This window comes from Zobellia russellii, from assembly GCF_044597075.1.
GTDB lineage: Bacteria > Bacteroidota > Bacteroidia > Flavobacteriales > Flavobacteriaceae > Zobellia > Zobellia russellii.
In genome coordinates, this window is record NZ_CP139000.1 from 4,031,525 (window position 1) to 4,057,868 (window position 26,344).

Below are 26,344 nucleotides of genomic sequence, written 5' to 3' on the forward strand. Positions count from 1 at the left end.
ACGGTTAATTGAAGACTACAATATAAAAGTAGTATACGGAAAAGAACGATAGAAAGAGAATACCTAAGTAGGTCAGTAGTTGCAATGGTTTATTCGGTTTATTTGCTTCCGGTATTTCTTCGCTCATTACATTTTTTAAATTCATATACCCTACAATAGGTGCTACAACAAAGGAAACAAAAGTTGCCAAGGCCACTAATTGCCCCATGTTGGATTTAAAGACACTTACAACGGTAAAGTTTATACATGCCAAGGCAAGTACGCCAAATGCGAAAATCCGTTTATTTCCGGACAATTTCAAGTTAGAAAATAGTAGGTCTATAATATCTAGGCTAACCCTGGCCAAGGCGTCATGTGCCGTCATACACGTACTGAACATGGTTGCGAAGGCAGATATGGCAATAAGAATATAGGCCCATGGTCCAATATGGGTAGTGAATAATTGTACGATTTGATCCGCGAAGGTTACTGCATTTCCACTTAACGCAGTGTTGGTGCCATAGAGGGTCATACATCCGATTATCAGAAAGAAAATTGCCAATAACGATGTTGTAAAATACCCCACCTTAAATTCCTGTAGAGATTCCCTTAAGGAAGGTTTGGGTTGGGTCTTCCATTTTTCTACACTCCATAGACTTACCCAGCTAGAAGCCTCTACGGTAGTGGGCATCCACCCCATTAAACTAATGAGAAAAAGAATTCCCATGCTATCAAAAATTGGTGGTGAGGTAAAGTCTGAAACCGGTACTACGGGGCCTTTAAGTAGAACAACAATCGTGGTGACCAAAAGGGCAAGGAATAAAATGGAAACCACAAATTTTAGGGATACCTCCATAAATCTATATTTGCCAATAATAAGTAAGAGACTGATAAAGGCAAAAAGGGCAAGAGAAATATAATTAATGTAAGTTTCAGATATCTGAAAAAGATTAATGAACAACCCGGCGGTTACCGTATATAAAGCCGCTAGAATGGTAAAAGTGGTTATTAGGGTAATAATGGCATAAAACCACAAATAACCTCTACCTCGGTTGAGGTAACCTTCCGTAAGCGTTTTTCCTGTAACATTGGTGTAGCGCACCCCAAACTCAAAAAAAGGATATTTAAAAATGTTGGCCAAGAGGATAGGGATTGCCATTACCCATCCGTATTGGGCACCAGCTTTTGTAGAAAGAACCAAGTGAGACGTGCCTATTGCCATACTGGCAAACAGCAGACCCGGCCCAAGATTTTTTAAAAGCACTTTTAATTTTGACACCTTAAAATGAATTTAGGCAACCAAAATAGGTTTTTTAAATGAAAGGGAGGTTTATTTTATTTCAACACGTTCGCCAAAAAACTTGGGTTGTGTGTTGAAAAGTAAATCTAGAAATACCTTAACTCGCGCTAGATATTCCCGTAGGTGAACTTTTAGACCTTCTTTGCCACTAATGCCTGTTGCGTTGTAGCCAATAGCCTTTAACCCCTTTTTCTCGGCCAAGTAAATGGCTCTTTGGTTGTGGAATTCTTGAGATATAACAGTAACGTTATCTAATCCGAATACTTCTTTGGCACGAACCATTGAATCCAAAGTTCTAAATCCGGCAAAGTCCAGAAATATTTTTTCAGGAGGTATTCCGTTGGCCATTAAATCTTTTTTGAACGTATTGGGTTCGTTGTAATAGCGAGTACCGTTATCGCCGCTTACCAATACAAAGTCAATTTTTTGGGCATTATAAAGCTCAACCGTAGCTTTTATGCGGTAAGTATAGTACGGGTTGGGAAGACCTCCAATCAATTTTTTAGAAGTTCCTAGTACCAACCCGACCCTGTTTTTAGTGATTTCATTTGAATCCGAAAAGGTCTTGCCTTCTGCAGATGAACTTATTATGTAGTCACATAACAGGATAAAGAGAAAAAGGACTATAATAAGTAATCCACCAATTTTGTAGAGCCTTTTTCTCATATAGATATTAAGTATGATATAAATATAGGCAAAAGAAAGCCTAGGAGCGCTTTCTTTTAAATAAGCTCGTTCAAATCCTTTTCTAGTTGTTGAATTTCCGATTGTATGCTTAGATACCCTCTTTTGGGAGCTAAATTTAACTTTGAGGTCAGTGTATTTGCCTCAAAAATAATGTTGCTCAATCTAATATTAAAATTACGAGCTTTCTCATACTTTCTGCCATCGGAATTACCATAGTAATTAGATTGAAACCTGAGTTTTATTTGTTGAAGTTTTGTAATCAATTTTTCCGTTGGGTGCTCAAATTTTGGCTGTTGTAAATTGATTGATGTTTGTGTAGAGTTCGAGGCCATATTGCTATAAATTTAGATGAAGGCTAAAACTAATCCTAGCCTAATATTGTTAATATTATGATTTCGAGGTATAGAGGTTAACGTTAAAAATTATGAGTTACATTGATTTTTTCGATGAGTGGTAGGATTTTGTTCATTAATTTAAAATGATTCTGTCAACTTTTTGAAAATATAGATTTCACCTTTTTCAAAAATATCTATATAAAAAGGCAAATGTTATCATTTCTAAAAAGAAACACTGAAGTTTTAGAGCTGCGATTTTTTTCCTGGAAGTGTGAAAAATCTGTGTTTTTCATATTTTTTCAAGTGGTTTTTTGTGAAAGCGAAAACGTTATAGTGTATTTCATCGATAAATATGGTAGAACAGCTATTTTAAATTTTCCGGAACTCTATTATCAAAATAGATTTCTTAGGTTTAATAAAATTAACCCCACAAATTCTTACTGTAATTTTACTCGCTTTTCTTGGATTTTAGTAGTTGTTTGACCAAACCAACCTATTAAAAATGAAGCACACCAAACCAAGTGTCTGGAATGACGTTTTTTGTCATTTTGGAACGTTACCGATTACCCTAGTATCTTCCCCCATTAATTTTATCCGGTCCATAGGCCGGACGAGTAGTTATACTCATTTCTCTCCCCCAATCATTTTTCTCCCCCTTAATAAAGAAACTTTCCTGATTTACAATCAAATTATTAACACCAAGCCAGCCTTATACATTCGCGTATGAAAAAAATTACTATCCTAACCGTATTGGTTCTTTTTACAACTTTTTGTTTTGGACAAACATCATGTTTTCCCATAAGTACATTGAACTGCACAGAAATAGCTTCTGAACTACCATTTAACCTAACTTTTAATGGTTCTGGGGCGGGAATACTTAACACGGGATTTACCATGGTGGACCCTCCCTCTTCCAGATTGGCTGCTGATAATTTAGACGCAGATCCAAACGTAACCGGCCTCTTGCCCAACAATCTTTCTATTGTTGGAGGTAGGTTGAACGTTATGGCTACTAATGGGATAAATTATAGTCAACCTTCTGGGTCTCCACAAAGTACGTTAACTAATTCTCAGATGAATGCCCTTGGTACCGGCTTTTCAATAGGAGCTAATCCTGTTGAAGTTTCAGCTACCATGATTCAACCAGACTTTACCGGTACAGCAGGTAACAAATCACAACAAGCTGGTATATGGTTGGGATTGAACGAAAACAACTTCGTCAAATTGGTGGTTGTAAAAAACTCGGCCACAGAGCAAAAAATACAAATGCTCTTGGAACAAACGAATCCTGGAAATTCAGCTAATTTAATTTTAGAAGAGTATAACACCTCTAATTTTTTGAGCGGTACAGTAACTTCTATTGAGTTCAAACTAGTAGTTGATCCATCGGATAATTCTGTAAGAGGCTATTACAGCCTAGACGGAGGAGAAATGCTCCAAGTAACAGGGGCAACTGATTCTATGACTGCGCCAAATTCATTTTTCATTGGTGCTGACCACGACGCGGACACGGCTACAGAAGCTTTGACCTACGCAGGAATCATGACATCAACAAGACGTGCTACTTCTGGAAGTATGGTAGTTTCGTATGATGATTTTTCAGTTGAAGAGATTGTTGCGGCCAGTTCGGAAACGGATGTTTTAACTTTTGTGCTGGTGTCTGAAACTGGGGGAGCGGTTATAGATGCAGGGGCACATACCGTAAACATAGAAGTAGAAAGTACTTCAGATTTAACCGCTTTGGCTCCTCAGATTACACTTTCCTCAGGAGCGGAAAGTATTCCGGCATCCGGCGAGTTCTCTGATTTTAGTAATGGTCCCGTTACTTATTCTGTAACGGCAGAAGATGGTGTTACTACCCAAGATTGGTCGGTGATAGTGGTTAAGGAAGAGCTTCCTTTTGAGGCATATATAAATTTTCAGAATAACCCTACTAATCCCACTACACCTACAATTCCGCCAGCGGGGTATTTGGCTGATTATGGTAAAGCTTTTGGTAATGCTGCTGTGATCCTAAATGGAAACAGCTATAATTATGGTTGGAAACTAGCGTCTTCAGGTAATCCTTTTGATGCTTCGGATGACGTTGCGGGCAATTCCAATGGGGTTGGTCGTATGCGCCTTGGAAACATATCCAATTATAATGCAGCCTCACTTCAGGAAAAATTAGAAGGGACTTTGGTCCATTTTCAGGGCGATAATATTGCTGGCTGGGGCAATGGTCAACCTCGAAAGAACGAACTATTTTGGGAAATAGAAGTTCCCAATGGCACCTATGAGGTAACCATTGGTCTTGGGGATAAGGCTACCGGAAATACAGATAGTAGGCATAGTGCCACTGTTGAAGGGTATTCTATAATTGCCGCTTTTGCTCCTGTAGAACAAGAAGTGCGTACCTCTTCTATGATAATAGAGGTGTTGGACGGCCTGTTGACCATTGATGGAAATGGAGGGTTCAATTCAAAAATCACGCATATTGATGTTGTGGAATCAACAGAAAGTCCCGTAAACGGCTTATTGAACTTTACTCCGGCTATTACAAATCAATCCGTGGAAGCAGGGGCAAATACAGAATTTTCTGCTTTATTAGCGGGTGCCGGAGCAGTTAACATAGGGTTGGTAATTGATGATAATATAAATGAAACAATTAGTAATGATTGGCTCACTGTTCCGGAAAAAACTGATGTAGGATCTTATGATTTTGTTTTGGACGGAACCTCTCTTTTGGAAGGTGATGTTCATAGTGCAAGGGTTATTGCTACGGCAAAAGGTTTTGTTCCAGCCCTATTGGATATAGAGTTGACGGCTACGCCCGCAGCGCCTTCATCATTTTCATTTTTGGATGATTTTGATGCATATACTTTAGGTAATTTACATGAGGTTGCACCCACGCAATGGCTTAAGGAGAAGCCCGGTGATGTGGCTATTCCGGTTTTGGACGAGGCCATCAGTCCTAACCTAACCCATTCCCTTGATTTTTCCAATGGTCCACATACCCACGATTTGACTCCTTTAACTGATGCTCCAGTAACATTGGAGGCCGATCAGCCGTTTTATTTTAATACCTATTTTAAAGTGGGTAGCGTAAGCAATAGGGTTCGTACGGCTATTCGCATCGCAGATGATGTGGCCGGAGATCAATGGGTAAGAGAACAGGTAGCTAGCAATGGCAGCGGTGGTCTTATGGCAAGAATAGGATTGGGCGGTCCTGCTTCCGATAACGGAAATATACCCGTAGATTCCGATAAGACATTCCAGTTTGTGGTAAAAGGCGAATGGGATGGAATAGGAGCCATTAGTTATTCATGGACTATAGATCCAAAACTCGATTTAACTCAGACGGTATGGACTTCTGCAGGATCTCATACTGTGGTAGGAACTCCAAAAATTGATCGTTTATTTATTAGTTCTGTTGGTACTAATGATGCCAAAATTGGAGGTGTACGCCTTGCTTCAGATTATGATGTGGTTGTAACCGAAGTGTTGAATATAGCTCCTGTTGTGGAGGACCAGATATTCGGTATTGCGGAGGACGTTTCAGTGGGAACTTCTATAGGTTACGTACAGGCATCGGATGTTGATTCGGACCCATTAACGTACGCTATTACTGCAGGGAACGATAACGGGACCTTTGCCATAGATTCTAATAGTGGGGAACTAACTACTTTAATTCCATTAGATGCCGAAACTGTGCCTCAGTACATACTTACGGTAGAGATAGGGGATGGTGTGAATGCGGTTTCTGCCCAAATCACGGTCAATGTTGACGATGTGGTTGAAGTTCAACCTTGTAGCCCATTAAGTGCATTGCCCTGTGATCAATTGCAAACTTCACTACCCTTATCTCTAGATTTCACGACAACGAATGGAAAGCTATCGGATTCAGGTTTTACCATGGTTTTAGAGCCTAGTGCCAGGTTGGCTTCAGATGATGCCATCGCAGATGAAAATATACCGGGATACGCCCCCAGTCTTGTAGTACGAGATGTTTCTGGACTTTCAATAACAAGTACCAAAGGTATTTTTTACAGTCAGTTGCCTTCTCAGGGTACACCCAGTAGTACAGAGACCAATTCACAAATGAATGCTTTGGGAGTTGGGTTGCCAGTGCCTTCAACCGTATTTAGTGTATCTACAACTCTTGAGAATCCGGATTTTTCGGTTAGTGCCGGAAATAATTCTCAACAAGCAGGTGTTTGGTATGGGCTAGATGAGGATCATATTGTAAAATTGGTAGTCTCAAAAACGGGGAATACCAGTAAAAAAGTCCAATTGCAGGTTGAGAACATGGATCGGACTACATCGGAAACAGCATATCTGGAATTGAATACTGCCAATATAGCTTCAAGTACTGGAGTTATTAATTTACGTTTGGAACTTAATCCTGTAAATAATACGGTTTCAGGGTATTACTCGCTTGATGGGGGAACTGAGGTTTTGGTCTCCCAAGGAGGAGTAAACAGTTTGTCCGTGCCGTCCAGTTATTTTTCAGGAAGTATGTACGATGCGGAGAACCCAACGCAGTTATTGAACTTTGCAGGCGTATTCACCACACAGCGAAGAGCGGATGTAGACCAAAACGTTACTGTATTATTCAAAGATTTTGTTGTAGCGGAGGCGGCAGAGCCTTTAGTTATTTCGTTTGATGTTGATGAACTCAATTTTAGTGGGGAACAAGGTGCGGATATTGAAAAACAAAGTGTTACGGTTTCCGCCAGCTCAGGTAATCCTACTTTTGTACTTTCTGATGACCCTGATTCGGAATCATGGTTGATTTTACCTACTGAACCGGTACTGGGCGAAATAGAATTTGGAGTTCGTTCGGATATACCGGTAGGTTCTTATGGTACTACAATCTTTGCTAGCGACCTACCTGACATGGGCTATGCCAATGCAGAAATGACTATCAACTTGGAAATTACCGAAGCGATAAATGATTTTTCGGTAAATATTAATTTTTCGGATCAAGCTACAGCAGCTCCTGCTGGTTATGAAAAAGACGGTGGTGATGCCTATGCGGATAGGGACAACGGTTTTGTATATGGGTGGTTGGATGCAAATACATCACAACCCGCTGATTTATCCAAAAATGGAAGAAATAGGGCCGTTTCAGGAGTAAGTGAGTTAAATAACACCTTGGTGCACATGCAGTATGGGGATGTTTCTTCCAATGCTTCCAATGGCTATTTAGCAGATGCCAAATGGGAAATTGCAGTTCCCAACGGTGATTATTTGGTAACGGTTTTTGTAGGTGACCCCGATGTTGATACACCTGCAGTCAACACCCCTGCGCATAGGATAAATGCGGAAGGAGTGAATTTGGTAAACGACTATGTACCTACAGGTACGGCTGGTGCAAGCTCCCGATTTACATCAGAAAGCGCCATAGTTAATGTAAGTGATAATAGATTGACTCTTGATCCGTTAGGGGGATCCGGTAAGAATACAAAAATTAATAGTGTACAAATCGTAGCTGCTTCCGTGGGTGTACAGACTCCAAAGGTAGTAGCAATATCTCCAGCTGATGGAGCTACGGGGGTGTCGGTTAACAGCAGTGTTTCCGCCAATAATCTTTTCTTGCCAAACTCTGATACCAATGGTAATGCAGGGGTTGATAATACGACCATCACCAATACTACGGTACGTTTGTTTAAGCAGGGAAGTACTGCACAAATTGGGGCCAGTGTAAATGGAACCGGTGGTGGAGATGCCATTAATTTGGTTCCAAACCTTCCTTTAGAGGCCAATACAGTTTATGTATTTGAAATTGATGGGGTGTTGGACTTGGTAGGGGAGCCTTTTGAATTTTTTACTTCTTCATTTACTACAGGTGATGGAAATACAGGGCCGGTTACGGATTTGGATAACGTTTCATTTACCAATGCGGGAGTTGTGGGTTCAAACGGAAAATATTCCACCCTTACCATTGGTCCAGATGATAAGCTGTACGGATTAAAAATCTCTGGAGATATTCACCGATGGAATATTGATTCGGACGGGACGCTGTCCGGTGAAGAAGTACTTACCACTTGGAAAAATGCTTATGGAGGAAGTAGGACTTCCGTGGGGCTCGTCTTTGATCCTTCGGCTACTTCGTCTAATCTGATTGCATATGTTTCCCATAATTCAGGAGGTTTAAACAGTGCTCCGGACTGGGATGGGAAAATTTCAAGACTCACTGGAGCCAATCTAGAAAACGAAGAATTATTGGTAACCGAATTACCTAGGTCTACTAAAGATCATTTGACGAATAGTCTAACCTTTAGGCCAGGTGAACCCAATGTAATCTATTTTAATCAAGGAAGTAACAGTGCGGCTGGTAAACCGGATGGTTCGTGGGGCAATAGGGAGGAGAGCTTATTGACGGCCGCTACCCTAAGATTGGATCTTTCTCTTTTACCAAGTACCTTACCACTTAATGTGCGTACTACAAGAAATGCTATGGCAATTAATGCGGTAGATGTGAATTCTCCAACTTTGGACGGATTGTACAATCCATATTATATCAATGCCCCTTTAACGTTGTTCGCTACAGGTATTCGTAATGCCTATGATTTGGTTTGGCACTCCAACGGACAATTATACGTGCCAACTAATGGAACGGCTGGTGGCAGTAATGCCCCAGCATCTATTAACGGGACAAGAAGACCGGATGGTACAATATATGACCATAGCAATCCTTTGTACCCTGTTGTTCCTTTTTCGGACGGAAACAATGTGCAGCGGGATTGGTTGTTCAGGATTGACCCCAATACTGATATGGGGTATTACGGACATCCTAATCCCTATCGAGGAGAGTTTGTGTTGAATCGTGGTGATGCCGATGTAAGTAAATCAGCTTATGACGGGGTGCACCCTGATGAAAATTATAGGGGGGCGGCCTTTGATTTTGAATTCAATAAATCGCCCAACGGGGTTATCGAATATCGGAGTAATGCCGAAAACGGAAACTTAAAAGGTGCCTTATTGGTCGTTCGCTACAGTGGGGGAAGTGATATCATCGCCTTGGTGCCCGACGGACCAGGAGGGGATATATCGACCTTTAAGGAGGGAATACCTGGATTTACAGGTTTTCAAGATCCCCTAGATTTAGTAGAGGATACCTCTAACGGAAATATATATGTATCGGACTATGGAAAAAGCCAAATCGTATTGCTGAAACCTAGTAATCAGGCTTCGCCTACACCACTTATCGTATTGGATACGGAAAAGGTAACAGGTGATGCTATTTCCAATTCGGGATCTTTCACGAGCGAGATTTTGTTGTCCAATTTAGGAAATGCCAGTTTGATGGATGTCCAGGCCCAAATTTCGGGGGCAGACCAAGATCAGTTTTCGATTGTCGGATTGCCCACTTCGATAAATGCCCAGAATTCGGCCTCGTTCCAGGTGGTGTTTACACCCACATCGAACGGACCTAAATCGGCGGAATTGACCTTGACGGGCACCAATGCCGAACCCGTAGCCGTGTCATTGAACGGTCTGGGTAAAACGGGACTGGGAGGAAATAATGAGCCTTCATTGCAGTGGATATTGGATACCCATTTGGGCGATGGTGTCGTAAATGTGGGAGATACCGATCCGACGACCAACCTTATCAATTTGCCGAATGGCAGCGGTTATAACGATATTTTAGGTGATGAGATGGCCGTTCAAAAATTTGAAAGGGCCGTTGATGCCCCGGTAACCGTAGAGTTGTTGAGTGTGTACGGCCCTACCAATACCACTCCGGTAGTGGCATTTGGGTGGTACAACAGTGGCGATGCCAATACTACGTCGGAATTATTTACGGTTTCCAATAGTCCCGCGAGTAACGGACAGACACTTAACGCCCCAATCGTGGGGGCAACCGAGTTTGACCCAGGAGCGGTGAGTTTTGGTTTCTATAGTCGATGGCCATTCTTTGGCGACCGACATTTGTTTAGCGAAGATGCCCTCAATACATTCGCCGATGCCATTCCGCATCATGTGCGGGTATATGAGCTTCCTGGGGAAGAGAATGCCTATATTATCGCTACGGAGGAACATATTTCCGGGTTTGACTACCAAGATATTGTCGTCATTGTCAGAAATATCAAACCCTTTGACGATGCACCTAGCCTAGCTTGTTCCCCTATTAGTATTTTAGATTGTGACGAGCTTGAGGTAAGCTTGCCCTTCTCTTTGAATTTTGATGGGACCGAAGGCGGATTGGCCAATACAGGCTTTACCATGGTCGATAATCCCTCGGCAAGGCTTGCGGTAGATGGTACCGCTTTCAATCCAAATGTTCCAGGGTATGAACCCGGTAGGATAAGCTTGTCCAATGGCAATCTGGTTCTAAATGCCGCGAATGGTATCGCCTATCTGCGTAATGGTCCAGGTGCCGGAACGAGCACAGATGTAAATTCACAGATCAATACCTTGGGGGTAGCCGTCGATGCCGATAGCTACGGAAGTTTTAGTATAGAAACCTCCTTGGTGAATCCGTATAGCGATGGCTCCAATAATTCCGAGCAGGCCGGATTGTGGTTCGGTCTCGATGAGGATAACTATGTAAAGTTGGTGGCTTCCAATGGAAATAGGGTAGAGTTACTGTCCGAATTGGATGGTCTTTCCCCAATTTCACAATCTTTAAAGGCCGATGGTATTACAGATTTACATACAAGTAACGTAGGCCTAAGAATATTTGTAGATGTTGAAAACAATCTACTTGTTGGGTACTATACCTTGAACGGTGGAACCGAGGTTGAAGTGGGGTCTTTACAACTGCCTTTAGGTTTTATTACGGGGAATTCTTCTTATGACAACTTATCTTTTGCCGGTATCTTTAATACGAAACGAAGAGAGGCTACGGCCAATGTTAATCATACTTTCCAACATTTTAGAATAGTTTCAGATGATGTAGTGGCCTTTGAACCGGTTAGTATCAATTTTTCACTTCCAGATGACGTACCGCCTTCGGGATATCTTGTAGATTCTGGTTTGGCCTACGCCGATCGTGGTAATGGATATAGCTATGGTTGGTTGGCTACTGATGGTGCAACGGGCTTGGACCTCTCCGAAAGGGTTCGTAATAGAGGAGTTGCGGGGGTAGACATATTACAAAATACCCTAGTACATATGCAGTATCAAAATGTAAAGCCTGAAGGGCAAGAGGGTATTTGGGAAATGGAAATACCCAATGGAAATTACATGGTTGCTGTAGGGGTAGGTGATCCTAATATTGATGGTCAGGCAGGTACGGAACCTTTTCACACCATAAACATTGAAGGTGTTAATGCCATAAATAGGTATTCGCCCACTGGGGTCGAGGGCGCTTCTACCAGATTTTCATCGGGAGTGGCCAATGTAACGGTTACCGACGGTAGACTTACCATAGATGCTTCCGGTGGTTTTAATACAAAGATTAACGCTTTGGAAATAACCCAAGGCAGTGGAGTTGTTCAGCCATATTTCGCTAATGTTAATCCCGCTGATAACACCAACGATGTGAGAATTGAAGATTTTCAGATCAACGTTGAGGTTATAGTTCCTGACGATTATGAGATAGATAATAATACCCTTGCGGGCAATATCAACTTATTTGAGGTTACTGCGGGCGGAGATGTCTTGGTGCCTTCCAACTCCAATGATACAGGAGGGGGAGATGCCATTACGTTGACTCCGATACAAGATTTAAAGGAATTTACGACCTATCGCTTTGTGCTTACTAGTGACATAGAGGCAAACCGAAGGGGCGATTTAAATGATAGAATACCTTTCCGTGCTTTTGAATCTACATTTGAAACGGGAGAACTTGATGATGGAAGCACGCCTATACGGGATTTAACAGGGGTTGAATTCACCAAGGTGTCAGGTGTAGCCAATTTAGGTCCTGGTGTTGATAATCAACGTTTTTCAAGTTTGGTAATCGGACCTGATGGTAAGCTTTACGCAAGTACTATTGGTAACTTTAATTCAGATGGCCAAATTTATAGATGGGAAATGGCCTTGGACGGAACTTTAAGTAATTTGGAAATATTAAACCCACCGTTACAAGGTTCCCTTCATCCAGAAACCAATGCAGGGGGGAACGATGATAGATTGATTATTGGTCTGGTATTTGACCCCGCATCTACTGCCGATAATTTAATCGCCTATGTAACCCATAGTGAGGCCTCTATTTCGGGCGGTCCGGAATGGGATGGTAAGCTATCGCGTTTGACCGGTCCGGATTTGTCTACAGTAGAAGACCTTGTTATCCATTTACCTAGATCTGTAAACGATCATTTAACTAACAGTATAGCTTTTGATGACCAAGGAGATCTTTATATTACGCAAGGGAGTAACTCGGCAGGAGGTAGTCCAGATGGTAATTGGGGCAATAGGCCCGAAAGACTTTTGGCTGCTGCTATTTTAAAGTTGGAGTTAGATAAATTACCAAATAGTCTTCCCTTAAGTGTTTATACTACGGATGATATTTCGGTAATAAATACAGCGCCAAATGGTAGTTTGCAAATGAGTGATGCTACCTACAATCCCTATGCTGCCAATTCACCATTAACAATATTTGCATCAGGTATTCGTAATGCCTATGATTTGGTATGGCATTCCAATGGTTGGCTATATGTGCCTACCAACGGTACTGCGGGCAACAATAATAGTTCGCCCAATTCGCCTTCAACTTCGGATTATACACTGGCAAGACGTATTGATGGGTTGACCTCAATTCCCAATGTTCCAAAATTACTAGGAGGGGAAACACAAAAAGACTGGTTGTTCAAGACCAAAGGCGGGTCGTATCACGGTCATCCCAATCCTTACAGGGGAGAGTTCGTATTGAATCATGGAGGTATTTCATACAGTGGGTTGCCGGGTCAGGTAGAATCTTCTTATACAGATGTGGGCAAATACCCCGATGATTTGGCACCAGATCCAAATTATCGCGAACCTGCATTTGATTTTGGAAAGAACAAATCACCCAATGGGGCCATAGAATATAAGAGTGATGCTTTTGAAGGGAAATTACAAGGTCTTCTTATGGTAGTCCGTTTTAGCGGACAGGACGACTTGTTGGTATTAGACCCTAAATCCAGCGGGGATATTGCCGAAGCCTATAGTAGTATTCCAGGGCTTAGTGGTTTTGATGATCCATTGGATGTGGTGGAAGACCCTACAACTGGGAATATCTATATTTCGGAATACGATCGCGACAATAACGGAACCGCTCGATTGACACTACTAAGGGCGGGCACCCCGGCAAGTATGGGGCCATCCATAGTGGCAACTCCCGAGGAGCTCATTTTTGAAGCAACAACAAATAACGAAGGAAGCAATACTGATGAAAAAACGGTAGAGGTAAGCAATGATGGCAGTGCCGTGCTGAATATTTTGAATGCAAGCCTAACAGGTGATTTCGCAAGTCAATTCAGTGCTGTTCAACCTTCGGGCCCAGTAACGCTAAACCCAGGAGAAAGTCAAATATATATTTTGACCTATACGCCTAGTTTAGACGGAACGGACTTAGGTTACCAAGATGCTGTACTTACTTTAGAAAGTGATGATACGGATAATCCCAGCCTTGAAATAGGATTGCATGCCTTGAAAAAATCTGGTTTTGAAGGAGGTCAGGAACCTGCCTTGCAAGATGTTGTAGATGCTTTGGGTATTGGTATATCCGTAGGATGGACCTCCTTGTCCAGCTCCACGGATCCTTCTCCCGTAGGTGATGAGGTAGAAGTGGAAAGATGGGTGAAGGCATCCGACCAACCCATAAAAATTACTCCCGTTGGACGCTATTCCCCAAGGGAAGAATTGCCTTTCGGCTGGTATACCAACGATGGAACTGTGGTCACCCATGAGGTAGGGGTGCTAGCAGATGATATAGCAAATGCACAGACCTTGTTTCCCCCAATTACTTCAGGTACTGATACCTTTGACCCTCAAGGAGCGGTATTTGGATTTTATGTTGAATCGCAATCTTTCGGTAGGTTCAATTATACCGAAGATGCAATTAACACAGGAGGAGTGGCCCATAGGGTTAGGATATATCCTGTAAATGATAGAGAAGGAAATGCTGTTGAAAATAGCTACCTCATAGCTTTTGAGGATGCCTCCAATGGCGATTATCAAGACTATATGTTTATCATTGATAATGTAATTCCGTTCGAAAGTGGCGTACTAGCCTTAGATTTTGATAAAGAGAATATGAGTTTCTTTACTTCGATTAACCAAGAGAACGTGCCGCTACAATCGTTGACATTAAACGGTAACGGAGGGATTACCTCATCAGAAATAAACTTACAAAGCACCGAAGAATGGGTTGTCCTTCCTGAAACCTTTGAAATGGGTACGGCATTTGAAGTGGGCGTCGATGTTTCAGGTTTGTCCATTGGTTCGTACGAGGCCACGATTAGTGCTTCGGCAGTAAACTATGAAGGAGCCACGGTGCAAATAGCCTTGGAAGTTACGAATGAGTTGGTTTATACCTATCAGTTCAATTTTCAGGACCCAGATGAAATAGAGGTATCCCCTAAGGGGTATATTAATGATGTTGGTTTGCCTTACGGAACACAAAATACCGTTCTCGGAGACCTTAACTATGGATGGGTCGTGCCAGGTACGCTTACTCCGGCCGATGCCGCCGCCAATGCAAGGAATAGAAATACAGGTACGAACGACGATGCCTTGGTAAAAACCTTTTCCATTATAGGCCATAGGTCGGCCAATACCTATCCGCTTCGTGATTGGATAGTAGAGGTGCCTAATGGTATATATTCTGTAAACATTAGTGTTGCGGGTGATCCTGATTATGCGGATAGCAACCATGTCTTAGATGTAAATGGAGTTGTTGTAGTAGATTATGATCAAGAAAGTATCGTTCCCGAAAATTTTGATAGTTTCCAAAATACCAAGCAGGTAGAGGTAACCGATGGTTTGTTGCGACTGTCTTTGGCTCCTTCCGGAGATAATGCCAAGGTAAGTTACATTAGATTGGCTCCTATAGACAGTTCTCTATTACCACCTACTATAATCGCTACATTTAACGGAAATGAAAGTGCCCCGGATGTATATAGGGGAGCTGTAAATATCGCTCTAGAGGCTAAGGATGAAAGTGAAAGTGGTGGAATTGCTCACATAGAATATGTACTTGACGGAGGTACGGTAGAAAATTATACTGATGCATTCGATTTAACCGACGAAGGAACCCACACTCTTGTAGTGACAGCTGAGGATAACAATGGCAACAGTTCTGTTAGAACATTCAACTTTACCATAGAAACCCCAACAGGAGCTTTGTTGGCCATAGAGAATATGACCAAGGTGCCTGGTACGGATAGAGGGTTTCCAGCCGATGATTATTATACGTTCTACCGGTTGGGTACCCCTGGTTCTGCTCAATTTCATGATACAAATGTCATGCGGTTGAATAATACCGGTACGGGTGATTTATTGGTGACGGAAGTAAATATCTCCGACGTTAACGACTATGCTTTTGAGTTACTTGATTCCAATGGAAGTCCAGTGCAATTACCTATTATAATTCCAACGGGAGGTTATGCAGATGTAGACATCACATTTATAGCTACTACCGGAAATGGTAATAATGGTATTTTTGTAGAAGATATTGAAATTGTTTCCAATGCGGACAATGCGTTGAATAACAAAGCTGTGCTTCACGGTGGGTATGCGCCCCAGCCAGAGGGAGGGGATGAAATCCATGCACAAGAGGTGTTTGATGCTTTTGGTTTTCAATCTAGTATGCTGAGTATCGTAAATGATTCGGGAACTATTACTCCGCCCAATAATCTTACCTATAGACCAAGTTCTAATTTTCCTTTAGAGGCAAATATAGAAGCGGGTTATGAAGGAGATCTTATTTTAAGTGATGCTTTTGTTCAAGCAGATCCAAATCAACCGGTCATCGGTATTCAATTATCGGCCTTACACGGTACGGGCTCAAACGGAGCTAGATTTGTAGAGGTAGACGGTACGGAAACTGTTGGAGGAATTAGTTTTTCCCATACGGGAAGCAATTACCAGACCTTGCTACCAAAGAATAATTCAGGGGTTATCAATTTTGATACAAGTAATGTGGTTTCCGAGCCCTTTAGAATTGCCGTAGCCAATTATTTGACAACCGGTGGAAATAACATTTCAGGGCGTAGACCTGACTTGTTGGGAGCTAGGGTTTATAAGGTAATTGATCATAATGGGAACATTGTTCCAAACGAATATATTGTTTTACAGGATTTTGTGCAGAACGGTTGTGGTGCGGGATCGGCAAATTGTGATTGGAACGATAATACTTTTTATTTCATAAACATCCGGCCTCAAGCCGTACCTACGGCGCAGCCCGATCAAGAGTACTTGGCCAATGTAGGGGAGGAATTCAATATAGATATCGCTTCGTATTTTGACAAAGGATATGCGGGTAATGAGTTGACCGTAACAGCTACGGTAAACGGAGGAAACCTTCCAGCTTGGATGACTTATGATAATCACTCCGCTACAGTGTCGGGTACAGCTCCTATAGATGCTACGGGTAGTGTGCCGGTAGTGTTTAACGCGGTCGATATCAATGGTCTTACAGCAACTACGACTTTGACAGTCTCAATTAACGAAGCTCCGGTTGCGGTAGATGATGAGGTAGAAACCACTCAAGATACGGCCATGCTTATAGAAAACTTGCTGGCAAACGATACGGAACCTAATGGTCAGGTCATTACGATTGTTACCGTAGATACACCTCAAAATGGTGAAGCCGTGCTTCAAGAAGATGGGCTCTCTGTTTTGTATACACCTGATGTAGGCTATGTTGGTTCTGATAGTTTTGAGTACACTATTGAAGATGAAACGGGACTTTCAGCTACGGCCACGGTTTCCATAACGGTTACCCCTGAGAATCAAGCTCCGGTAGCGCTTCTTCAAGCAAGTGTACAAGTAGGAGAAGTAGCCTTGTATGTTGAGTTTGTTGGTAGCGGGTCAACTGATGAAAATCCGACTACGTTACGATACGAATGGAATTTTGGAGATGGAACGGCAAATAGTACCGATCCTGATACGAGTCACACCTTTACTTCGGTTGGTATTTACACAGTCGTCCTTACCGTTATAGATGATGAGAATTTAATAGGAACGGCATCAACGACAATTACAGTTTCGGCACCACCTAATACGGCGCCAAACGCTATAGCTACGGTTACACCGTTGAACGGGGCCAACTCTTTATCGTTTAATTTTGACGGTAGTGCGTCTAGTGATTCTGAAGGATCGCTAAGCTATCTCTGGAATTTTGGTGATGGAAATACGGCTACTACTGCTGTTGCTAATCATTCTTATGCCTTGGCGGGTGTTTATGACGCTTCCTTAACGGTTACCGATGAGGGTAATTTGGAAGATGTAATTACGGTTCAGGTAGAAGCTGAGGCTCCTGTAATGTCAGACTTTGCCCTGAGAATCAATGTGGGTGGTCCAGAACTTGTTTATGAAGGGGAAACTTTTGAACAAGATCAGAGCTTCGTTGGTGGTAAAGTATACGAAAATACAAATGCATTGGTCCCTGAGTTATATCAAACTGAGCGTAGTGCTACACCACCTATTTTTAACTATAATATTCCTTTGGATAATGGTACTTATGAAGTTACGTTGCACTTTGCCGAAATTTATTGGGGAGCCACAGGCGGTGGAGCTGGAGGTTCCGGCAAACGTGTTTTTGATGTTTCTTTAGAAGAAAATGAAGTGCTGACTGATTTTGATATAACCCTAGTGTCAGGTTCAGAAACTCCCGTTGTGAGGACCTTTGAGGTTATAGTGCAAGACGGCATTTTAAATATGCATTTTGATGCAGGTGGTGCCAATGGTGTTGATCAACCTAAACTATCAGGTATTGAGATAGTAAGTAAAGATGATATCGTTGTGCCTTGTGCATTACCTGAAGGATGGGTCAATAATGATATAGGTTCTGTTCAAATAGAAGGAGAAACCTGTTTTGAAAACGGTAGGTATGAAGTGAGTGCTTCAGGAGCGGATATATGGAACAATGCAGATGAATTTCATTACGTATACAGAGAGTTGACCGGTGACGGTGAAATCGTTGCACAAGTAATGAGTTTGGAGGCTACAAGTGTCTGGTCCAAGGCTGGGGTCATGATGAGGAATGATCTGGATGCCAATTCAGTTCTTGCTCAAATGATTATTTCGCCAAATCCCAACAACTTGGGAGGTGTAGGGCATAGTTTCCAAGATCGTCCTGTAAAGGGTGCTGCAATGGGTAGTGCAAACTTTACAACGCCACAATCTGTTCCGGGAGGCTTCCCGCACTATGTTCGATTGGTGCGTTCGGGCAATACCTTTACCGGATATGTTTCTGAAACAAATGGAAATTGGACTCTTGTTGGATCTAAGGTGCTACCTATGAATGAAACCATTTTTGTAGGTCTAGCTACTACTTCCCATAACGATGATCAGCTTACAGATGCAGCGTTCGAGAATGTAAGTGTTCAAGAAGAAACACAACAGAATGAGGTTCCGGAAGCAGCCATAGTAACAAATATCTCTACAGGCACGGCTCCGTTGGTTGTAAGCTTTAACGGAAACGGTTCAAGTGATGATAAAGACATTGTAAGTTATACTTGGAACTTTGGAGATGGAACGGCAAACGGTACAGGAGCCCTTGTTGAACATACCTTTACTAATGCCGGAAGTTTTGATGTTTCTCTCACGGTTGCTGATGAGGAGGGTGAGGTTGATGTAGATACAGTTACGATTGTCGTTGAAGCACCGAACGAGGCGCCTGTGGCAGTGGCAGTGGCCACACCTTTAAATGGTGAAGCTCCTTTAGAGGTAAGCTTTACAGGAAGTAACTCTACTGATGACGATGGTACGGAAAACCTAAATTTCGCATGGTCGTTCGGAAATGGTGATACCTCTTCCTTAGCGGATCCAGTCTATACATACAATACAGAGGGAACGTATACCGTAACCTTAACGGTAACGGATTCAGAAGGACTTACAGATCAGGAATACCTAACTGTAGTGGTAGAGGAGCAGGTGGTAGTAGGTGATTTTGCCCTGCGTATTAATGCCGGAGGGCCAGAATTGACCCATAACGGTCAAGTGTACATGGCAGATCATAATTTTGTAGGAGGTAAATCTTATACGAATACTAGTGCTGAGGTACCTGAATTATATAAGACGGAACGTAGTGCGATGCCTCCTAACTTTGACTACGAAATTCCATTGGCAAATGGTGAGTATCAAGTAACCTTACATTTTGCTGAGATTTTCTGGGGTGCTACAGGAGGAAGAGCCGGTGCCGCTGGAAGGCGTATTTTTGATGTGGTCATGGAAGGCAATACCATTTTGGAAGATTATGATATCATAGCGGATGTGGGAACGCAAACCGTAGTGACCCATACGTTCAATACTACTATTGTTGATGGTGTGTTAAATCTTGGGTTTGATGCTAATGCACCAGATGGGCGAAACGAGCCCAAGTTGTCGGCAATTGAAATAGTTAGTGTAGGTGAAGTCAATGAGGCACCCGTAGCTTTTGCTAGTGCAACGCCATTAAATGGTGTAGCTCCGTTAGAAGTAAACTTTAATGGTAGTAACTCAATAGATGATGAAGAAGTGGTCTCTTATATATGGGATTTCAAAGATGGTAGTAGCTCAACTCAAATAAATCCGGTGCATACTTTTGTGAGTCCTGGTGAATATGAGGTGAGTCTGACCGTTGCCGATGCGCAAGGAGAAACAGATACACATTCGGTAACTGTTCTGGTAGAAGAGCCTGTAGTAAATGACTTCGCTCTACGAATCAATGCGGGTGGGCCTGAAATGATCCATAACGGTCAGGTTTTTCTAGCTGACCAATACTTTGCAGGAGGTAAGTCATATACCAATACCAGCGCCAATGTATCACCATTATATAAAACTGAACGAAGTGCTTTGCCACCGGTTTTTAGCTATGATATTCCTGTTCCTAACGGGGAGTATCAAGTGGTGTTACATTTTGCAGAGATTTTCTGGAACGCTCAAGGAGGAATCCCGGGAACCGCAGGTAGGCGTGTCTTTGATGTAGAAATGGAAGGAGATAAAATACTGGATGATTTTGATATGCTTTCGGAAGCAGTTTCGGAAACGATTATAATAAAAAGCTTCAATACTAATATCCAAGATGGTCAGTTGAATTTAGTATTCGATGCGGAAGGTAGTGATGGTAAAAATGAACCTAAACTATCGGCCATAGAGATAATTGGTAATGGTTCGGTAATTCAATTTGATCCTATAGCCATTGCCGGTGAGGATATTGAAATCAATTTGTCAACTAGCGAAGTTAGCTTGGTCGGAAACGGTTATGATCCAGATGGTGGAAATGTTAGTTACCAATGGTCTCAAGTTTCAGGACCGGATACGGCCATTATGTCCAATAGCAACACCCCGGAATTAAATGCGGTATTCTTGGTTGACGGTACATATGTGCTGAGACTTACGGTTACCGATAATGAAGACCGGTCCGCTTTTGATGATGTCACCGTCACGGTTAACAATGATGCTCAAGAAGAAGTGTGGTTAGAGGCAGAATGTGGTGTGATCGGTACGGGTTGGACGGTTGTAGAGGATGCTTCCAGATCGGGAGGAAAGTACGTTGTGCCTCCCACAGGATTTAATTCTTCATCAGGAAATATAGGGGAAGCGGTATTGACCTATAATGTATCTGTAAGTGAGGGTACTTATGCAATATTTGGACTTGTAAGAACTCCTTCAGGAATTAATGATAGTTTCTGGATACGGGTTAATAATGGAGCTTGGGTACGTTGGAACAGTATTCCTGCCAGTAATGAATTTGTATGGCATAGAGTACATCTTAATGAACAATTGAGCAAACCACGAAGTTTTGAGCTTGTAGATGGAATCAATAAGATTGAAATAGGACATAGGGAAGACGGTTTAGGTCTAGATAAATTGTTTTTGACCAAAACTGGAGATTTACCTTCTGGCCTTGGAGGTTCAGCATCAAATTGTGGAGGCAGTGGAAAAACTATTGATGAAAAAGTCATTGCTGATAACATACAGCCAGAGGCAATTGCTGATGTAGTATTCTACAGTGAAAAGGTTCCAAATGGAGTTGATTTGTATCCTAACCCAGCTTCGGTGGAAACAAAAATTAGACTTCAGAACCCGGAAGTTCAAGTAAATCGGGTCCATGTACACGATGTTGCGGGTCGTTTGATAGCAGTGTATGATGGGCAAGAATTAAGAACAGCTGAAGGCGAGTACTCACTTAATGTTTCTCACCTTACGAATGGCATGTATTTGTTGCGTATAGGTATTAGTGATGGAGATGTTTTTGATAGGAAATTGATAGTGAATCATAGATAGGGTTCAGCTGAATGTAGTGTAAATTAAAAGAGGAGCGATTCAATCGCTCCTCTTTTTTATTATGCCTCACTTAGATTACAATACCAAACATTCATACTTTCTAAGTTTCCTCTAATTACCGTATTGTTCATCAAGGTACCACCAAGAATAAAACCGTGTTTACTAAAGGTAATGTTTAGACCATATGAGGTAGCACGAACCAAAGCGTATAAAGTTTTGTACTTGTTGCTTGAAACACGTTGCTTAATCTCCTGAACTAAATAGTAGTTCAGATTTTGCCCGTTGTAATTGGGATGTGTGGCAAAATCCATGATTTCTACGCTAGATTCATTCTCCTGAATTTTTAGGATAGCGGAAACCAAAAGAGCATCATTTTCAAAGAGGCCATAAAATTCATGGTTTTCATGTAGTAGCTGCTTTAGATACTCTGGATCATGAATAGGAAACGGATAGGACTGAAATGCCATTACGTGCAAACGAATGATAGATGGTAAATCTTTTTCACCAAGTTTACGTATCTCAAGATGATCAGGCAAAGCAAAGAACGCATCTTCCGAAGAACTATTGGCCGCGAGAGCAATTGTCTTTACCGAAGTAATGGTTTTCTTTACCTGACTAGGACTGTTGGCACGTTCGGTGCTGAGGTAATCGGCTAAAAAATAACCGGCTTGCTCTCCGTTGTATAGTTTGGGTATTTTAGCCTCTACAGTATATCCCTTAGATTTAAAAACTTCGATAGCCTCTTCTGGAACTCGACTCAGAATTTTGTCGTATTCCTTTTTATGCGCTATGGATTTCATGTTCTCTATGAGCAAATCCCAGTTGTACTGTTCCGTATCCATAAGGTATACGCGATTATGTGCGCGACCATGTTGTAAGGTGGCCCCATTAATTTTCTCTAGGGTATCGAACATTTATCTATTTGATTTGTGTTTTTAATTGTATTTATGCTCTGATCTGACCTTCGCCAAAAATGTAGTACTTGTTAGTTACAAGTTCATTTAATCCCAAAGGCCCACGGTGATGCAATTTGTCCGTGCTAATGGCCAACTCGGCCCCAACGCCCATTTGGCCGCCATCCGTGAAGCGAGTGGAAGCATTTTGATAGACCGCAGCACAATCTACCTGTTCCATAAAATGCTGGGCAGTATCCTTGTTTGTGGTCATAATTGTGGCCGAATGCCCACCGGAATGCTCGTTTATGGTAGCTATGGCCTCATCTGTTTTATTAACCGTACCTATACAACATTTCATGGCTAGAAATTCTTCTTTCCAAACGGATGGGTCCGGAATCAGAGGTGCGTCCTTTAGTACCTTTTTGGCATCTTCATCAACCAAAAGACTTACACCATTGGTTTTGAGAATATTTGCCAAGTCCACCATTTTCTGCGAGTAATCCTCAATATCAGTATGAATCAAAATCTTATCCAATGCGTTACATGCAGATATTTTTGCGGTCTTTGCATTCAATATTACTTTCAGGCTCATCTCCCAATCCGCATTTTCATCAACATATAGAAAATTATTGCCTCTCCCGCTTACTAGAACAGCACATTTGGCGTGTTCTTTTACAAAAGCAATCAATCTTTCACCACCTCTGGGTACAATTAAGTCTAACTTTTGCTCAGGATTCTTTAAAAAGGCTTGGGTTTCTTCACGGTTCATGTTCAATAGTTGAATATAATCCGTAGGTAAATTGCTTTCCTCTAGTGCCCTATGCCAAAAATCAACGAGAACCGTATTGCTATGCAACGCTTCTTTACCTCCTTTTAGTAGGATGGTATTGTTCGCTTTAAAAGCAAGAACGGCAGCTTCGATGGTTACGTCCGGTCGGGATTCGTAAATGATCATAATGGTGCCAAATGGAGCCGTTTTATTGGTTACGTGAAGTCCGTTAGGTAAATCCTGAGTTGAAATTTCTTTGCCAACTGGATCTTCTTGCGAGCGCACCTTGTTTACGGCAGCGATCATCTCGTCAATTTTTTTGTCATCAACGATCAGACGCTCATAGAGTGCCTGGTCATCTTTATTAAAAAGGTCTAAGTCCTTTGTATTGGCTTGGAGCAATTCTGTCCGGTTTTCGTTCAGAATACGGACCATAGAATCCAATACGTTGTTCTTTATATCTGTTGTAAGTAGTTTCATTTATGCTTCTTGTTTTTCTAAGGCAACTCTAGTGCCCACATCTTTTCCGTCTATAATATCTATTATCGTGCGGTCTTTTTTACCGTTAGCAATATAAGTAGGTATGCTATTGGCTGCTGCTTGTTGGGCGTAATCCAGTTTGGAGCCCATACCGCCGCGTCCTTCGCCAGCAGCTTTATTACTGTCTTTTATGTATTTGTTGAAATCGTCCTCTGGTCCTACGTGTGAAATAAGGTCACTGTCATCAGCATTTGGGTGCCCCGTGTAAAGTCCGTCAATATCGGTTAGGATAATAAGTTTATCGGCATTCATTAGTTGAGCTATCAAACTGGCCAACTCATCGTTATCCGAAAACATGGACATGGTAACGGACACTGCATCATCTTCATTGGCAATAGGTATTACCCCCTCTGAAAGCAATCCTTCACAACATTTAATCATATTCTGGCGGTGTACACCTGGACTAAAATCGCGTTTGGTGGGAAGTACTTGAGCACATTTCATACCGTAATCATGGAATATGTTGTAGTACAACCGCATCATTCTAGGCTGGCCAATGGCGGAATATACCTGTCGTCTTTGCGTATCGTTCTCAATACTGGAATTGCCCAAAACTTCCTTTCCGGCAATTACCGATCCGGACGAAACCAAAATGGTAATAATACCAAGCTCATAGAGTTCCGCAATCTGTTCTACCAACCTGCGCAAGACCGGACGTACAATACGGTTGTCCTTATTGGTCATTACGTTGGTGCCAACTTTTATTACTATAAGTTCCTTATGCATAATGTTCTTCTTTACCAAGTTCAACAGCACGGTCAAAAGCCGCGAATGCCGCTTCTTTTATAAGTTCACTTACATTATTGTCATCCATAGAATCTAGAGCGGCCTGCGTTGTGCCACCTTTACTAGCTACGCGGTCCATCCAAGAATTAGGACTTAGGTTGTTCTGGTTAAAAAGTTCAATGGCGCCCGTAAAGGTTTCGCTCACCAAAACAGTGGATACTTTTTTGGAAAAGCCCATTTGTAGCGCCGCCTCCATCATACTTTGCATAAAATAGAACACATAGGCAGGGCCACTTCCGGAAATTCCGGTAGAGGCATCAATAAAGTTCTCATCGCTTACACGGATAGATTTGCCCGTAGTATCCAAGAGACTTTCTACGGTTAAAAGTTCAATTCGTGAAACCTCGCTTGAAGAGGTGTAGGAGGTAAGTCCTTTTCCAATTTTGGCCGGCAAGTTGGGCATGGCGCGTACAATCTTACTTAAGCCGGATTGCTCTTTCATGGTTTCTATGGTAATACCTGCCATGATGGAGATTAAAATCTGTTCCGAATTGACCATAGGCTTTATGGTCTCGAACAATTTTGTGGCATGGTACGGCTTTACGGCAATGAAAATAATATCCGCTTGCGGTACACATTCCTCTAAGGTTTTAAAAGCGTCAAAATGCGCTATTTCATTCAGTTCTTTCAGTTTCTCTTCGGAACTGTCCAATACCATAATGTTCTTTTTTTTGAGCAATTTAGATTTAGACATGCCTTCTGCATAGGTCAATCCCATATTTCCGGCTCCGATTACTAGTACTTTCATGAATTTGTTTTAAAAGATTACTATTGAATATTTAAAGTAAAGTGTTGAGGTTGGTTTTAGATAAAGAGTTGACATTCATCATAGTTCTTTATTTTTCCGTAATAGGTTTTACGGTATTTCTGAAGGGTGTTGATAGGTAGCCCTAAAAAGTAGCGCTTAATGGAAGTTACCCTTGTGGTTAAGGGCCCCATTTTCGCGCTATAGTGCTTTTCTGTTTTTGTTTTTCTTCTGATATATAATAGCCTCATAAAATTTATTTAGCTTGTAACATATCATAATAGATAGCTATCGCAAGTATATGGTGTTAAGGTTTTGTTATTGTAGTCCAAATGGGTTACTATCTTACTTAAAATGTAAGGTATTTCAATATACGTGTAGTTGTTTTATGGGGAATCCTAAGAAACCGAAATAATGTGAAGAATAATAAATACAATGGATTTGTGAAAAAATATAAGAATTTATGACGTAATTGTTTTGTAAGAAACAATCTTACAAAATTTACAGTTGTGATATGTCTTGTATTATAACTCAATTTGGAGAGGTACTCTAAAAATAATTGATAGGGTGTGAGGAGGATATTTTAAATAGGAGGCTACACACAAACCTGTAAAAACCAAAAAACCCTCGAAAATCAGAAGATTAACAAGGGTTTAAGTACTCGAGACGGGACTTGAACCCGTACGGACTAATGTCCATTGGATTTTAAGTCCAACGTGTCTACCAATTCCACCACTCGAGCCGCTATTGGTAAAGTCTTTAACAAAAAAACGCTGTCATGCAGCGTTCAATTCGTTGAGCGGTATTTTGCTCTTAGAGCGAAAAACGGGATTCGAACCCGCGACCTCCACCTTGGCAAGGTGGCGCTCTACCAGCTGAGCTATTTTCGCGTTTTGTATTAAGGTAAAGAACGTGACATCTTTCACAGATGCGGATGCAAATTTAATACAATTCTCTAAA

9 protein-coding genes and 2 tRNA genes are annotated in these 26,344 nt (G+C 41.8%); 1 reads left to right on the forward strand and 10 read right to left on the reverse strand.

Annotation, left to right across the window (positions count from 1 at the left end; translation table 11 throughout):
- Positions 1-4: 4 nt before the first annotated feature.
- From SJY45_RS16500 to SJY45_RS16510, 3 genes are read right to left on the reverse strand one after another with little or no spacing between them, the layout of a single operon-like run.
- On the reverse strand, positions 5-1,258 hold the full coding sequence (locus SJY45_RS16500) for an NRAMP family divalent metal transporter (protein WP_400072154.1): 1,254 nt from the start codon (positions 1,256-1,258) through the stop codon (positions 5-7).
- A gap of 51 nt (positions 1,259-1,309) precedes the next feature.
- A complete protein-coding gene (locus SJY45_RS16505) occupies positions 1,310-1,945 on the reverse strand; it encodes a vancomycin high temperature exclusion protein (RefSeq protein ID WP_215912940.1) in 636 nt (211 codons plus the stop codon).
- 56 nt (positions 1,946-2,001) lie between these two features.
- A complete protein-coding gene (locus SJY45_RS16510; RefSeq protein ID WP_400072156.1) occupies positions 2,002-2,298 on the reverse strand; it encodes a hypothetical protein in 297 nt (98 codons plus the stop codon).
- A 726-nt stretch (positions 2,299-3,024) separates the two neighbouring features.
- Here SJY45_RS16510 and SJY45_RS16515 point away from each other — a divergent pair.
- Positions 3,025-21,648 carry a malectin domain-containing carbohydrate-binding protein gene (locus tag SJY45_RS16515; RefSeq protein WP_400072158.1) on the forward strand — a complete coding sequence of 6,208 codons (18,624 nt, stop codon included), beginning with the start codon at positions 3,025-3,027 and terminating at the stop codon, positions 21,646-21,648.
- A gap of 59 nt (positions 21,649-21,707) precedes the next feature.
- Here SJY45_RS16515 and ablB read toward each other — a convergent pair whose 3' ends face one another.
- The 7 genes from ablB to SJY45_RS16550 form a co-directional block, all read right to left on the reverse strand.
- Positions 21,708-22,562, reverse strand: a complete 855-nt coding sequence (ablB, locus tag SJY45_RS16520) for a putative beta-lysine N-acetyltransferase (RefSeq protein WP_400072160.1) — start codon at positions 22,560-22,562, stop codon at positions 21,708-21,710.
- A 31-nt stretch (positions 22,563-22,593) separates the two neighbouring features.
- The gene (locus SJY45_RS16525) at positions 22,594-23,793 is read right to left on the reverse strand and encodes a glutamate-5-semialdehyde dehydrogenase (protein ID WP_400072162.1); all 1,200 of its coding nucleotides are present in this window, start codon (positions 23,791-23,793) and stop codon (positions 22,594-22,596) included.
- Positions 23,794-24,579 (reverse strand): glutamate 5-kinase, encoded by a 786-nt coding sequence (proB, locus tag SJY45_RS16530; RefSeq protein WP_400072164.1) that lies wholly within the window; start codon positions 24,577-24,579, stop codon positions 23,794-23,796.
- Positions 24,572-25,387, reverse strand: coding sequence for a pyrroline-5-carboxylate reductase (proC, locus tag SJY45_RS16535; RefSeq protein WP_215438470.1), 816 nt, complete (start codon positions 25,385-25,387; stop codon positions 24,572-24,574). Before proC ends, proB begins: the two co-directional genes overlap by 8 nt.
- 56 nt (positions 25,388-25,443) lie before the next feature.
- Positions 25,444-25,635 (reverse strand): hypothetical protein, encoded by a 192-nt coding sequence (locus SJY45_RS16540; protein ID WP_215438469.1) that lies wholly within the window; start codon positions 25,633-25,635, stop codon positions 25,444-25,446.
- Between the two features lie 407 nt (positions 25,636-26,042).
- A tRNA-Leu gene (locus tag SJY45_RS16545) sits at positions 26,043-26,126 on the reverse strand.
- 75 nt (positions 26,127-26,201) lie between these two features.
- Positions 26,202-26,274 (reverse strand) — tRNA-Gly (locus SJY45_RS16550).
- Positions 26,275-26,344 lie beyond the last annotated feature (70 nt).

What these genes read in the sequence shown, in the direction of transcription:
- proB (WP_400072164.1), bottom strand. Translation starts at nt 24,579, where the DNA reads ATGCATAAGGAACTTATAGTAATAAAAGTTGGCACCAACGTAATGACC.
- SJY45_RS16540 (WP_215438469.1), bottom strand. Translation starts at nt 25,635, where the DNA reads ATGAGGCTATTATATATCAGAAGAAAAACAAAAACAGAAAAGCACTAT.
- proC (WP_215438470.1), bottom strand. Translation starts at nt 25,387, where the DNA reads ATGAAAGTACTAGTAATCGGAGCCGGAAATATGGGATTGACCTATGCA.
- SJY45_RS16510 (WP_400072156.1), bottom strand. Translation starts at nt 2,298, where the DNA reads ATGGCCTCGAACTCTACACAAACATCAATCAATTTACAACAGCCAAAA.
- SJY45_RS16515 (WP_400072158.1), top strand. Translation starts at nt 3,025, where the DNA reads ATGAAAAAAATTACTATCCTAACCGTATTGGTTCTTTTTACAACTTTT.
- SJY45_RS16505 (WP_215912940.1), bottom strand. Translation starts at nt 1,945, where the DNA reads ATGAGAAAAAGGCTCTACAAAATTGGTGGATTACTTATTATAGTCCTT.
- SJY45_RS16525 (WP_400072162.1), bottom strand. Translation starts at nt 23,793, where the DNA reads ATGAAACTACTTACAACAGATATAAAGAACAACGTATTGGATTCTATG.
- ablB (WP_400072160.1), bottom strand. Translation starts at nt 22,562, where the DNA reads ATGTTCGATACCCTAGAGAAAATTAATGGGGCCACCTTACAACATGGT.